Origin of the sequence: Streptomyces sp. NPDC002176, from assembly GCF_044903645.1 — a bacterium.
In the GTDB taxonomy this organism is placed as follows: domain Bacteria; phylum Actinomycetota; class Actinomycetes; order Streptomycetales; family Streptomycetaceae; genus Streptomyces.
In genome coordinates, this window is sequence record NZ_JBJDQW010000003.1 from 439253 (window position 1) to 452191 (window position 12939).

Here is a 12939-nt window from a genome sequence, read left to right on the forward strand (position 1 = left end):
GATCCTCTGAAGACCCCCCTCCTCGGGGGATCACGACAGAAGGCCGGTGCCGGGAAGCTTCCCGGCACCGGCCTTCGCCGTGAGCGCCGTCGGCGTCAGCCGGTGTGCTGCCCGCCGTGGCCGCTGTGGTCCGTGCCCACCTCCACATCGCCGCCGAGCGTGCCGCGCAGCGCGTTGACCACGCCGTCGTCGCCCACGGCGACCCACTTGCGGCCCACGAGGTAGTGACCGCCGTAGTCCTTCGCGTCGTTGATCCACTCGCGCTGGCCCCGGTCGGTGGCGAACGTGGCCAGGACGAACTTTCCGTCGGCGTTCTTGCACAGCGCCTGGCGGATCTCGTCGGCGTCGGTCTGCATGTCCGGACGGCACTTCACCTCGGCGGCCAGGCTCTCCAGGCTGCCGGTCGCGGTGACCGGCACCTTCTCGGCGCCCTTCCCGTCGTCCTGGCCCGCGCCGCAGCCCGCCAGCGTCAGCACCACGGCGCCCACGAGCACCGCGCTGGTCATCCTCATCTGTTCCTCCGGTCCTGGTGGGCCAAGCATCCCGCACTGGGGCCCGCCGGGGCCCTCCCCACGGATACGGCTCCGAAGCCTCCCGCGCTCAAATCCCTTGATCCGCAACCCGGATGCCTGCTTGGGTGGCCCGATGGACCGAGACTGGGAAGAGCGCGTGGCAGCCGCCTGGGCCGCCTTCGACACATGGCCCGAGGACGACGCGGCCGGGTTCCGCGCCACGATCGACAAGCTGGCCGCCGAGTTGCCCGAGGACAGCCCGCTCGGCCTGTTCGAGCGGGCCTGCGCCCTGGACTCCACCGGCCACTCGGCCGACGCGGCCGTGCTGTACCGGGCGGCGCTGGCAGGCGGCCTCGCGGAGGCCAGCCCGTACAAGGCCCGCCGGACGAAGATCCAGCTGGCCAGCTCGCTGCGCAACACCGGGCACGCGGCGGAGGGCGTCGAACTGCTCACCCCCGAACTCGACGCTCCCTCCAACGAGTTGGACGACGCGGTACGGGCCTGCCTGGCGCTGTGCCTGTCCAGCGTGGGCCGGGACCGTGAGGGTCTCGCCCTGGTGCTCGGCGCGCTCGCTCCCCATCTCCCGCGCTACCAGCGGTCGATGGCCAACTACGCCCGTGCGCTGACCGATCCGGCGTGAGCCGATGGGTCACCGCCGCGGCTCACCCGTGCGGCGGTGACCTAAGTCCGGCTCGCTCGTTCTCCCCAATGTGCAGTCACAGGATGTAGCCCAGCGTCACGCACCCGCCTCTTCCCGGACCCAGGACCCGGCCGTCGACGTCGGCCAGGCCGAGGCCGCGCTCGTCGAGCACTATCCGCGGCTGGTCCGGCTCGCCTATCTGGTGCTCCCGCCCACCCTCGGCCGGGGGCGCCGGGTCCTGACCGCACACGCCCTCGCCCAGCGCGCCCTGCCGCGCGGCCGCAAGCAGCGCGCGCTGATCCCGGCCCAGTCGACCGGCCGGGACGGCGACCCCGGCTACTCCCTCGTCCGGCTGCGGGTGCTGCGCGGCGCGCTGGAGGCGTCCCAGCCGCGCAAGGGGCTGCCCAAGCTGTCCCAACTGCCCGCCCCGCTCCCCCAGGTGTGGGGTCTGAGGCTGTTCCCGCGCTCCGGCGGCGCCGACGAACTCGCCCTGGACCAGCGGCTGTCGGCCCTGTCCGGCCCGGCCCGCGCCGCCTACGTCCTGCGCGGTCTGGAGGGGCTGGCGGACGACGACGTACGCAAGATCCTGAAGGCCGCCGGGGTCACCCGTACCGAGTCCGCGCTGGCCGAGGCGGACGGGGTGCCCGCGCGGTACGCGCTGCTCGCCTCCCCCGAGTTCGACGCCTGCTCGCTCCAGGCCCGGCCCACCGATCTGATGCGCCGCCGCCAGCACACCAAGGCGGCGCTGGCCGCGGCCGCCGCGCTCGCGGTGGCCTGCACGCTGGTCGCGCTGCCGGGCGGCGGCTGGGGCCCGGACGGCGCCGCCGCGCCCGCGTACGCGGAGAACCCGGCCGCGGTGGCCGCACTCGACCCCGCCAAGGTGCAACGGGTGACCCCGACGGCGTGGCAGACCTCGGCGCGCACCGACTTCTCCGTCTGGCCCGCGCGCGGCCCGCTCACCGGCGACGACGGCCTGCTGCGCCGCGCGCTGGCGGTCTGGGCCCGCCCCGGCACCACGGTCCGCGTCTCCGCGACCCCCGGCACCTTCACCGGCGGCCCCGCGGGCCCGCCCCAACTGCTGTACGCGGGCGACGTGGACGCGGCCCGCGTGGTGATCCTCTACGACGGTCTGCGCATCGCCCGCTATGCCGAGCCGCGGGACGGCACCGAGGGCGCGGCCCTGGACTTCGCCCGGGTCGACGGCGCGACCGGCGCCGAGGCGAGCGCGCTGGTGCTCGGCCGCTCCGACGGCAACGTCCGCTACCTGACCGCCCCTTGGGTGAAGAAGGCCGCCGGGCGCGACCTGACCAAGCCGGAGTCGGCGGCGACCGCGCTCACCCTCACCGACGGCGTCACCGCCCCGCTGGCCAGCCCGGCGCTGCGGACGGGCGACTGCACCTCGTGGACCGTGCTCCAGCTGACGGACGGCTCGGGCACCCAGCTCTCCAGCGATCTGGGCGAGTTGGTGCCCGCCCACCTCACCGCGGGCCGACCGGATTCGACCGGCGAGGTGACGGGCGCCGAGGAGCGGCGGGCCTGGGCACCGTTCGCCTGCTCGCTGGCGGTGGAGCGGTCGGCCGGGGTGCGCGGGGTGAACGCGTGGGCGTTCGCCGAGCAGCCGCTGCCGGACGCGAGCGGCAATGGGGAGTGGGTGTGCACGCGGGCCGAGACCTGGCGCGGCGACGGCACGGCCGCGCTGGCCCAGTTCCGTACGCCGGGCGGCCCGGCCGGGGCGGTGGTGGCCAAGGGCACGGACACCACGGCGTGCGGTCCGCGCGACCCGCACGTGCTGGCCGGGGTGCTGTGGAAGTCCAGCGGCGGCCACTGGTATCTGCTGGCGGCGGGCAGCCGGGGCGTGACCTCGATCAGGTCGTCGGGCGGGGTGACCGGCGCCGGGCAGGGGCAGTTGCTGGTGGCGAAGGCGGAGCAGGGCGCGCAGGCGGAGCTGGCGGGCACGCTGGAGGGCGGACGGAAGATCAGCGGGCTGCACTGAGCGGGCGCTGCTGACAGTTTGCCGAACAAGGTCGTGCACGGGGGTTCTCAGGCGCGGTACCCGTCAGTACATTGACGCCATGTCTAACAAGCAGGCCCGGCCGGTGCAGGCCGAGCGCATCCCGCTGAAGGCGCGCAAGGTGTCGTTCGCCTGGGAGGACACCCCGCTGCACTGGGTGCCCGGCGACCCCTTCACCACGCACACCATCAATGTGCTGCATCTGCTGCTGCCCGCCGGTGAGCGGTGGTTCGTGCACGTGTACAAGCAGGCGCTGCCGCTGATCAAGGACGAGCAACTCCGCGAGGACGTCATCGGGTTCATCGGGCAGGAGGCGATGCACTCCCAGGCCCACGACGAGGTGCTGCCGCACTTGCGGGAGCAGGGCCTCGACCCGACGCCGTACACCGCGCAGGTCGACTGGTTCTTCGAGAAGCTGCTCGGGGACCGCACCCTGCCGCCGGGCCGGGCGCGCCGCTGGTGGCTGCTGGAGCGGATCGCGCTGATCGCGGCGATCGAGCACTACACCGCGTTCCTCGGCGACTGGGTGCTGAACGCGGCCGAGCTGGACCGGCGGGGCGCCGACCCGACCATGCTGGACCTGCTGCGCTGGCACGGCGCGGAGGAGGTCGAGCACCGCTCGGTCGCCTTCGACCTGTTCGTGCACGTGGACGGCGACTACCGGCGCCGGGTGCGGACCTGGGCGCTGGCCTTCGGGGCGCTGATGTTCCTGTGGCAGCGCGGGGCCCGCTTCTTCATGGAGCACGACCCGACGCTGGTCGACGGCAAGGCGTCGTTCCGGGAGTTCTACACGAGCGGCCGCCGGGGCACGCTGCCCGCCACGGGCGCGCTGCTGAAGTCCATCCCGCGCTATCTCAGCCGGGCGTACCACCCGTCCCAGGAGGGCTCGACCGCGCAGGCGGTGGCCTACCTGGCCTCGTCCCCGGCGGCGCTGGCCGCGGAGAAGGCGGAGCACGATGCCTGAGCAGACCACCCGGTCCGTCGCCGCCGCCGCGCTCCTGGTGGGCGCCGGGCTGCTGACCCGGCGGGCGCTGCGCCGCCGGGTCAAGGACTCCCCGCTGTGGCCGCTGCCCGCGCTGGACCCGCCGGTCTCCGGGCGCCCCCGCTCGCGGGCGCTACGGCTGCTGCTGACCGGGCACGAGGCGATCGCGGACGGCGTGGTGCGGCTCCGTCTGGAGGGCACCGCCCTGCCCGCCTGGGAGCCGGGCGCGCATCTGGACCTGGTACTGCCCTCGGGGCTGGTGCGCCAGTACTCGCTGTGCGGGGACCCGGCGGACTCCTCGGCGTACGAGGTCGCGGCGCGGCTGGTCGAGGACGGGCGGGGCGGCTCGCGGGAGGTGCACGAGCAGCTCACCGAGGGGATGGAGCTGGAGGTGCGCGGCCCGCGCAACCGCTTCCCGCTGGTCGAGGCGCCCGCGTACGTGTTCGTGGCCGGGGGCATCGGCATCACCCCGGTGCTGCCGATGCTGCGGGCCCTGTCGGAGGACGTGGACGTGCGGCTGCTGTACTGCGGGCGTACGCGGGCCTCGATGCCGTTCCTGAAGGAGGTGGCGGCGCTGGTCGGGGACGGGTGCACGGTGGTGGCCGAGGACGAGGACGGGCGCCCCGACCTCGCCGCGTCGCTGGCCGGTCTGCCCGAGGGCGCGGTCGTGTACTGCTGCGGTCCGGAGGGGCTGATGGCGGCGGTGGAGGCGGCGCTGCCCGAGGGGACCGTGCTGCACCTGGAGCGGTTCGCCCCGCGTACGGCGGTCGGCGCGGACACCGCGTTCGAGGTGGAACTGCGCCGCAGCGGGCGGACGTTGACCGTCCCGGCCGACTCGACGGTGCTGGCGGCGGTGCGCCGGGAGCTGCCGGACACCCTGTACTCCTGCGAGCAGGGGTTCTGCGGGACCTGTCAGCAGCGGGTGCTGGAGGGCGAGGTGGACCACCGGGACGAGCTGCTGACGGACGGCGAGCGCGACGACTCGATGCTGATCTGTGTGTCCCGCGCCCGGGGTGAGCGGCTCGTCCTGGACATGTGAGCGCGGGAAGCGCGGCCAGGCGGAACCGGATCGTCCAAGTGTCGTTGCCGGTCGGTAAGGTTGAACCCATGGGTACCGGGGTTCGCCGCAGGATGGGCGTCGAGGAGCGGCGGCAGCAGCTGATCAAGGTCGCGCTCGACCTGTTCAGCAGGCGCTCGCCCGACGAGGTCTCGATCGACGAGATAGCCTCGGCGGCGGGCATCTCCCGCCCGCTGGTCTACCACTACTTCCCCGGCAAGATGAGCCTGTACGAGGCCGCGCTGACCCGGGCGGCGGAGGATCTGGCGGGCCGCTTCGAGGAGCCGCACGAGGGCCCGCTCGGCGCCCGGCTGCTGCGGGTGATGGGCCGCTTCTTCGACTTCGTGGACGAGCACGGGCCGGGTTTCTCCGCGCTGATGCGGGGCGGTCCGGCGGTCGGCTCCTCGGCCACCAACGCGCTGGTCGACTCCGTGCGCCAGGCGTCCTACGAGCAGATCCTGTCCCACCTGGGGATCACCGAGGCGCCCGCCCGGCTGGAGCTGGTGGTGCGGTCGTGGATCTCGCTGGTGGAGTCGACGGCGCTGATCTGGCTGGAGGGCCGCCGGGTGCCGCGTGCGGAGCTGGAACGCCAGCTGGTGCACGACTTCGCCGCCCTGGCCGCGGTCAGTGCCGCCTACGACCCCGAAATGGCCGCCGTGGTCAAGACGTTCGTACAGAACGAGCCGGGTGACGGTCCCTTCGCGGAACTCGCCACCCGGCTCATCTCCCTGGCTCAGTGACCCGCTAGCGGGTGAACACCGCGACCGTCCGCGCCGGGACTGTGAAGGTACCCGAACCGGCGGTGTACGAGGCGGACTTGACGACCTCGTCGGTGCCGGACGCCTGCACGGGGTGCAGCCGGTAGTCCGTCCCGGCGAGGGCGGCCACCCGCTGGTCCTGCCGCTCGGGCGTGGCGTTGAAGACCACGACCAGGTCACCCAGCCGCATGGTGATCACGCCGGGGGTCTCGTCCTTGCCGGAGAGCGGGAAGGAGAGCCGGTCCTGCACCTGCGCGGTGGTGCCGAGGGAGAAGGCGCCCTCGGTGGTGCGGATGCGCAGCAGGTCACGGTAGGCGGCCGAGGCGCCGGTGATCTGCGGGCAGCCGACCTTGACCGTGCTCAACAGGGGCTTGGCGTACGACCACTTGGACTGGTTGTCGGCCGCCGGGGGCAGCCCGCGTCCGAAGCCGTTGCCGTCGGCGCAGTTCCAGTGGATGGCGTTGAACCAGTCGCCGCTGTCGAAGGAGTTGCGGTCCAGCGACTTGGAGCGCAGCAGGTCGGTGCCCGCCTGGGAGAGGGCCGGGCCCTGGGAGAGCGCGGCCGTGGCCATCGCCAGCACCTGCATCCTGGACCGGTCGGACGCGCTCGTCCTGGCCGGCAGCTTGAAGGTGAGGGCGTCGAAGAGCGACTCGTTGTCGTGGGCGTCCGCGTAGGCGAGGGCGTCGCCGGGGGCGGCCGCGTATCCGGCGGGTGAGCCGTTGTAGTCGACCCCGGCGCCGGTGACGTCCTTGCCGTCGGTGTCGGTGAAGCGGTATCCGGCGAGGTTGCCGGTGAGGCCGACCTTGATCAGGTCCTGGTAGTGCAGCAGCCGGGCCTTCTGCTCGGCCGGAGTGCCGTTGGCGGCCGAGGAGTTGGGGTCGGTGAAGAGGCCGGAGGCGAAGCCCTGGACGCCGGGGTCCTCGTCGAAGGGGCCGCCGCCGCGCATGGCGTCACGGGCCCGGTCGGAGAAGGTGGCGATGCCGGTCCCGGCCATGTTCTGCTGCGTGGCCTGGACGAAGCGGGCGTCGTTCGCGACTTCGCCGAAGTTCCAGCCCTCGCCGTACAGGATGATCTTCTTCCCGTCGACGCCGTCCTTGGCCACGGTCAGCGCGTCCAGCGCCTTGCGGACGGCCAGGATGTTGGCCTTGGGGTGGTGGCCCATGAGGTCGAAGCGGAAGCCGTCGACCTTGTACTCCTTGGCCCAGGTGACGAGGGAGTCCACGACGAGCTTGCCCATCATGGCGTTCTCGGTCGCGGTGTTGGCACAGCAGGTGGAGTTGGCCACGCTGCCGTCCGCGAGGAGCCGCTGATAGTAGCCGGGCACGATCCGGTCGAGCACCGAGGTGTCCGCCTGCCCGCTGGCCGCGGTGTGGTTGTAGACCACGTCCATGACGACCCGCAGCCCGTCCTGGTTGAGCGCCTGCACCATCTTCCGGAACTGCACGGTACGCGCGGTGCCGTCCGGGTCGGTGGCGTACGAGCCCTCGGGGACCGTGTAGTGGAACGGGTCGTACCCCCAGTTGTAGGCGTCCTTCGCGGCGCTCTTCGCCACGCACTCCTGCTGCTTCTCGGAGTCGGCCGGGAAGGCGGCCAGGTCGCAGTCCGGGGTGGCCTGGTCGGCCTTCTTCTCGGGGATGGTGGCGATGTCGAACGCGGGCAGCAGGTGCACGTAGGAGGTGCCGGCCTTGGCCAGCTCGCGCAGGTGCTTCGAGCCGTCGCTGTCCTTGTCGGTGAAGGCCAGGTAGGTGCCCTGGTCCCCCGCCGGGACGGTCTTGTCGGCCACCGAGAAGTCCCGGATGTGCAGCTCCTGGATCTGCGCGTCCCGCAGCGGCACCGCCTTGGGCTTGGCGAGCCCGGCCCAGCCCTCGGGGGCCAGCGCGCGGTCCGCGAGGTCGACGACGAGGCTGCGCTTCGAGTCGGCGGTCAGGGCGACCGAGTAGGGGTCGGTGACCGAGTTGGTGACGAGCTTGCCGACGCTGGGCGCCCACACCTTGACCACGTACCGGTAGGGCTTGCCCTTCCAGGACGCGGGGCCGGTGACGGACCAGACGCCGGTGGTGTCGTCGCGGCGCATGGTCTGGACGGAGCCGTCCAGCTCCAGCGAGACGCTCTGGGCGGTCGGCGCCCACACCGAGAGGGTGGGCTTCCCGCCCTGGAAGACCGGGCCGAGGCCGCTCTTCGTGGCGCTCGCGTACACGTCGTCCAGCACCCCGGCGATCTGCACGCCGGTCGCGGCGAGCACCGCGCCGTTGGCGGACCGCTGGGAGGCGACGAGCTGGCCGGTGAGGGCCTCGCGCACCCGGTCGCGGTCGCGGGGGTCGACGGTCCAGGCTGTGTAGTCCTTCAGGTGCGGGAACTTCGCCTTCTGGGCGTCGGTGAGCGTGCTCTTCTCCAGCCGCAGCCAGCGCTCGTCGTCGCTGGTCAGCGCTCCGTCCTTGACGGCGATCGAGCCGTCGCGGGAGTACAGGAGCTGGGTGGAGGCAGCGCCCTCGGCGCCGTTCCAGGCGAGGGTGTCCCGGTCGATCCAGACCGCCTTGGCGGAGGTCAGGTCGAGCGCGGCCGCGCTGCCCTTGGGCTGCGGGAGCAGGTACTTCTCCTGCCCGCTCAACAGCCACACCTCGTGACCGTTCGCCTTGAGGTCGAGGGACTGGTCGGTGGGCAGGTCCTTCTCGTCGCCCTTGTGGAGGATGTAGCTGAGACTGGTGGCACCCTCGGTGAGCGGCACCTCGTAGACCGCGCCATAGGCGTCAGTCTTCACCGGCGTCAGTGGCTTCGACCAGTCGGTGGGGTTCGCGGCACCGGTCCAGGTGTGCAGACCCCAGCCGTCGTAGTTGCCGTCGGCCCGGTGGTAGTGGAGTACGGCCTTGCCCTGGTCCTGGGCCGGGTAGTCGGGGCGCTCGGTCAGCACCTCGGGCTTGCCCTGCTCGAGCCAGACCTCACCCGTCTTCGTGACGTCGATGCTCCGGTCGGCGGAGACGTCCTTGTTCCCGTCCTTGTCGATGACGAGGAAGCCGACGTTCGAGGCGCCCGGCTTGAGCTTGACGTAGGCGAAGGCGCCGTAAGCGTCGCGGCCGGTGAAGGGGTGGCTGGCGGGCCACTCGGTGGCCTCGCCGTCCGCGAGGTCGCCCCAGGCGTACAGCCCCCAGTTCGCGTAGTCTCCGTCGGTCCGCTTGTAGTGCACCACCGCGTAGTCACGGGAGGCGGCGGCGGGGGTCTCGGGGGCGGGTACGGTGCCGGTAGTGCTGGTCGCCAGGGTGCTCGCGGTGCGGCCCGCCGAGTCGATCACCACGGCCTTGTAGCGCAGCGCGGTCCCGGCGGGGACGCCCTTGCCGAGGGCCTGGGTGACCTTGTAGGGGGCGTGGTCGGCCGAACCCAGCGTCTTCCAGGGCCCGTTGCCGACCTGTGCGGCGAAGACGACCCGGTTGAGCCGACCGCCGGTCACGTCGGCGCCGACCTCCACGGTGCCGGTGGCTCCGGCGGCCGGGGCGGTCAGGGTGAGCGTGGGCTTGGTGGCGGGGGCGGCGGGGCGCCGGGTGGCCCGGTAGACGACGGCGGTCCCGGCCGGGACGGTCAGGGTGAGGCTGCGCCCGGCGTCGGTGCGTACGGTGCGCCAGGCGCCGTAGATGCCCCGGTACACCATCCCCGCCGAGTCGGTGGTGAAGGTGGCGCGCTTGGCCTCGGTGGCGTTGTTGAGGGCGACGACGTACTCGGCGCCGGTGCGCGCGTCGGTGCGGGTGAAGGCGTAGACACCGGCGCCGTCGGCCGCGTACCGCTCGGTCTGCACGCCGTCCGTCAGGGCCGGGTTGGCCTTGCGGAGCTTGGCGAGGGTCGCAATGTCCCGGTACAGCGGGGCCTTGGTGTCGTAGGCGTCGCGGGCGTGGGTGCGGGCGGTGCCGATCTCGTCGTCGTCCAGGTAGTCGGCGACCTTGGAGGCGAACATGGTCTGGCGGGCGTCCTTGTCGCCGCCGGAGCCGGTGAAGCCCTGCTCGTCGCCGTAGTAGACGACCGGGTTGCCCCGGCTGAGGAACATCAGCTGGTTGGCGAGGCGGTCCTTGCGCAGGATCTCGGCGTCGGACGCCTTCGGGTCGTCCTGCTTGAGGAAGGAGCCGATGCGGCCCATGTCGTGGTTGCCGAGGAAGGTGACCTGCTCGTAGGCGTTGGCCTTGTCGGTCGTGTACTTGTAGTCGTCCCCGAAGACCCCGGCGAGCTTCTTCGCGCTGCCGCCCTGGGAGGCGTAGGCGCGGGCGGCGTCCTGGAAGGGGAAGTCGAGGGTGGCGTCCAGGCGGCCCCGGGTGACGTACGGGGAGGTCACCGAGGTGTCGGCGGAGTAGACCTCACCGAACATGAAGAAGTTCTTCCGCCCGCGCTCGGCCGCGTATTTGTCCAGCGCGGTGGCCCACTGGGTCCAGAAGTCCATGTCCACGTGCTTGACCGTGTCGATACGGAAGCCGTCGACGGCGAAGTCCCGCACCCAGCGCTGGTAGATCTTCTCCATACCGCTGACCACCTCGGGACGCTCGGTCCACAGGTCGTCCAGGCCGGAGAAGTCGCCGTACTCGGCGGACTCGCCCGCGAAGGTGGAGTCGCCCCGGTTGTGGTACATCGCCGGGTCGTTGAGCCAGGCCGGGACCTTGTCGCGGCTGCGCAGGGTCGGCGTGCGGGGGAAGGACGAGACGTCCACGGCCGGGAACTTCTCGCGGCCGTCGGCGTAGTCGGCGTCGTCGAAGGGGCGGCCGTCCTTGGTCAGGTACGGGAAGGCGCCCTTGGAGAGGTAGTCGTAGGACTTCTCCCGGTAGTCGACGACGTCGGCGGTGTGGTTGGTGATGACGTCGAAGAAGACCTTCATGCCCTTGGCGTGCGCCTTGGCGATCAGACCCTTCAGGTCGGCGTTGGTGCCGAAGTGCGGGTCGACCTGGGTGAAGTCGGTGATCCAGTAACCGTGGTAACCGGCCGAGGCGTCGGCCCCGCTGCCCTGCACGGGACGGTTCTTGAAGATCGGGGCGAGCCAGATGGCCGTGGTGCCCAGGCCCTTGATGTAGTCGAGGCGCTGGGTCAGGCCCTTGAGGTCGCCGCCCTGGTAGAAGCCCTTGTCGGTGGGGTCGTAGCCGGTGCTCAGCCGCGAACCGGTCAGCCCGCCGCGGTCGTTGGAGCGGTCGCCGTTGGCGAAACGATCCGGCATGACGAAGTAGAACTGCTCCCGCGTGTCGTCGTGCCGGGCGGGCGCGGCGGCGAGGCGGGCGTCGGACGGCGGTGCGGGCGGGCTCGCCGCGTGGGCGGACAGGGGCGTCACCAGGGTGGCGGCGAGGGCCGCCGCGACCACGGCCGCCGCTCTCCTGACATAGGGGGTGCGGCGCGACCGGCGCGCCTGCCAGATCGGTCTCACGGGCACAACTCCTAGGGCCTGCGGCACGGCTTCGCTGCCGGACGCGGCGTGACCGTACCGCCGTCGAAAGCCTTGCAGCAAGACTTGTGAAACATGAAGAAAGAAATTTCAACGATGAACGAGGGACGAACCGCCCGTATACGACGGACGGTTCGTCGGGAGACGCCTCAAGGGGAGCGTCAGCAGCTCGACTTGCCCGCGTAGAGCGCGAGGGCGGTGTTGGCGCCGAGGTTCGCGGTGAACTGGCCGCTGGAGTTCACCGACACCGTGGTGTTGTTCTGCACGTTGCAGTACGTGCCCGCCGCCAGCGAGGTCTGGTAGGTGCGGGACAGCGCGGAGGACTCGTGGTTGATGGCCACGAAGCCCTTGTTGCCGCGCCCGAAGGCGATGGCGTCGTTGCCGTTGTCCCACCAGTTGGTGACGGCCTGGCCGCGGGTGGCGTTGCGGAAGGCGACCATGGACTTGATCTCCGGCCAGGCGTGCTGGCACTTCCAGCCGTCCTGCCAACAGGCGTTGACCTTGCCCCCGTTGGGCGGCCCGGCGTCCGCGTTCGACCATTCGTAGCCGGAGTTGATGTCCGGGGCGCCGTAGGGATAGGCCAGCATGAAGACGTTGGCCAGCGTGTAGTTGGCGCCGTCCTTGTAGTTGAGGGTGCTGCCATTGCGCTCGGTGTCGTGGTTGTCGACGAAGACTCCGGCGACCGAGCTGCTCATGTACCCCCAGCCCTCGCCGTAGTTCTTCAGGTAGGCGAGGTTCTCGTTGTTGAACACCCGCTTGAGGTCGTAGGCGTAGCGGAACTCCTGGACGTCGCCGTTGCCCGTGTACTCGGTGGGCTGGACGGCCTCGCCCGCGCCGTAGATGACCTCCTGCTTCCAGTACACGGACGGGTTGGTCAGCCGGGACTTGATGTTGGCGAGGTCGGCCTTGTCGATGTGCTTGGCCGCGTCGATGCGGAAGCCGTCGACACCCAGCGTGAGCAGGTCGTTCATGTACCCGGCGATGGCCTTGCGGACGTACTCCTCGCCGGTGTCCAGGTCGGCCAGGCCCACCAGTTCGCAGTGCTGGACGTTGTAGCGGTCCTGGTAGTTGCTGACCTGCGCGGTGCAGTCGTCGAAGTCCGGCGAGGAGTACAGGCCGGGGTAGTTGTACTTGGTGTACGACGAGCCACCGGTACCGGTACCGCTGCCCGCGGACATGTGGTTGATCACGGTGTCGGTGACGACCTTGACCCCGGCGGAGTGACACGTGTCGACCATGCTCTTGAAGGCCGTACGGTCACCGAGGCGGCCGGCGATCTTGTACGAGACGGGCTGGTACGAGGTCCACCACTGGGAGCCCTGTATGTGCTCGGCGGGCGGGGACACCTGCACATACCCGTATCCGGCCGGGCCGAGGGTGGTGGTGCACTCGCGGGCCACGGAGGCGAAGTTCCACTCGAAGAGGACGGCGGTGACGTCCTTGGTGCCGGGCGGCCCGGCCTGTGCGGTAGTCGGGTACATGCCAACCGTGGCCGCTGCCGCGAGGGCGAGCGCCACGGTGAGGGTTCTGCGTGCCATGTGGGGGTTCCTTCGTCGTTGAAGGCTGTTGCCGCAGGAC

At 71.5% G+C, this 12939-nt stretch carries 8 protein-coding genes; 5 read left to right on the forward strand and 3 right to left on the reverse strand.

The features are described 5' to 3' along the window. Positions 1-95 precede the first annotated feature (95 nt). Positions 96-512 carry a hypothetical protein gene (locus ACI2LY_RS15800; RefSeq protein ID WP_404707624.1) on the reverse strand — a complete coding sequence of 139 codons (417 nt, stop codon included), beginning with the start codon at positions 510-512 and terminating at the stop codon, positions 96-98. A 133-nt stretch (positions 513-645) separates the two neighbouring features. Between ACI2LY_RS15800 and ACI2LY_RS15805 the strand changes: the two genes are divergently transcribed. From ACI2LY_RS15805 to ACI2LY_RS15825, 5 genes are all read left to right on the forward strand, one after another. Further along, positions 646-1152 carry a tetratricopeptide repeat protein gene (locus ACI2LY_RS15805; RefSeq protein ID WP_388992750.1) on the forward strand — a complete coding sequence of 169 codons (507 nt, stop codon included), beginning with the start codon at positions 646-648 and terminating at the stop codon, positions 1150-1152. A 70-nt stretch (positions 1153-1222) separates the two neighbouring features. After that, entirely contained in the window at positions 1223-3145 is a 1923-nt protein-coding gene (locus tag ACI2LY_RS15810) for a hypothetical protein (protein WP_404707625.1), read from the forward strand. Between the two features lie 79 nt (positions 3146-3224). Then, positions 3225-4127: a metal-dependent hydrolase gene (locus ACI2LY_RS15815; protein WP_393911102.1), complete on the forward strand. Its 903-nt coding sequence runs from the start codon at positions 3225-3227 to the stop codon at positions 4125-4127. Continuing rightward, positions 4120-5184, forward strand: a complete 1065-nt coding sequence (locus tag ACI2LY_RS15820) for a PDR/VanB family oxidoreductase (protein ID WP_404707626.1) — start codon at positions 4120-4122, stop codon at positions 5182-5184. Before ACI2LY_RS15815 ends, ACI2LY_RS15820 begins: the two co-directional genes overlap by 8 nt. 68 nt (positions 5185-5252) lie before the next feature. Continuing rightward, complete coding sequence (locus ACI2LY_RS15825) at positions 5253-5942, forward strand: TetR/AcrR family transcriptional regulator (protein WP_404707627.1); 690 nt, start codon at positions 5253-5255, stop codon at positions 5940-5942. A 4-nt stretch (positions 5943-5946) separates the two neighbouring features. Here the strand turns inward: ACI2LY_RS15825 and pulA are convergent, their stop codons facing one another. Continuing rightward, positions 5947-11343, reverse strand: coding sequence for a pullulanase-type alpha-1,6-glucosidase (gene pulA, locus ACI2LY_RS15830; protein ID WP_404707628.1), 5397 nt, complete (start codon positions 11341-11343; stop codon positions 5947-5949). A 179-nt stretch (positions 11344-11522) separates the two neighbouring features. Next, positions 11523-12899: an alpha-amylase family protein gene (locus ACI2LY_RS15835; RefSeq protein ID WP_404707629.1), complete on the reverse strand. Its 1377-nt coding sequence runs from the start codon at positions 12897-12899 to the stop codon at positions 11523-11525. Positions 12900-12939 lie beyond the last annotated feature (40 nt).

Bases quoted from the DNA above. Each gene is read 5' to 3' on its own strand.
- ACI2LY_RS15800 (WP_404707624.1), bottom strand. From the start codon at position 512: ATGAGGATGACCAGCGCGGTGCTCGTGGGCGCCGTGGTGCTGACGCTG.
- ACI2LY_RS15805 (WP_388992750.1), top strand. From the start codon at position 646: ATGGACCGAGACTGGGAAGAGCGCGTGGCAGCCGCCTGGGCCGCCTTC.
- ACI2LY_RS15815 (WP_393911102.1), top strand. From the start codon at position 3,225: ATGTCTAACAAGCAGGCCCGGCCGGTGCAGGCCGAGCGCATCCCGCTG.
- ACI2LY_RS15820 (WP_404707626.1), top strand. From the start codon at position 4,120: ATGCCTGAGCAGACCACCCGGTCCGTCGCCGCCGCCGCGCTCCTGGTG.
- ACI2LY_RS15825 (WP_404707627.1), top strand. From the start codon at position 5,253: ATGGGTACCGGGGTTCGCCGCAGGATGGGCGTCGAGGAGCGGCGGCAG.
- ACI2LY_RS15835 (WP_404707629.1), bottom strand. From the start codon at position 12,899: ATGGCACGCAGAACCCTCACCGTGGCGCTCGCCCTCGCGGCAGCGGCC.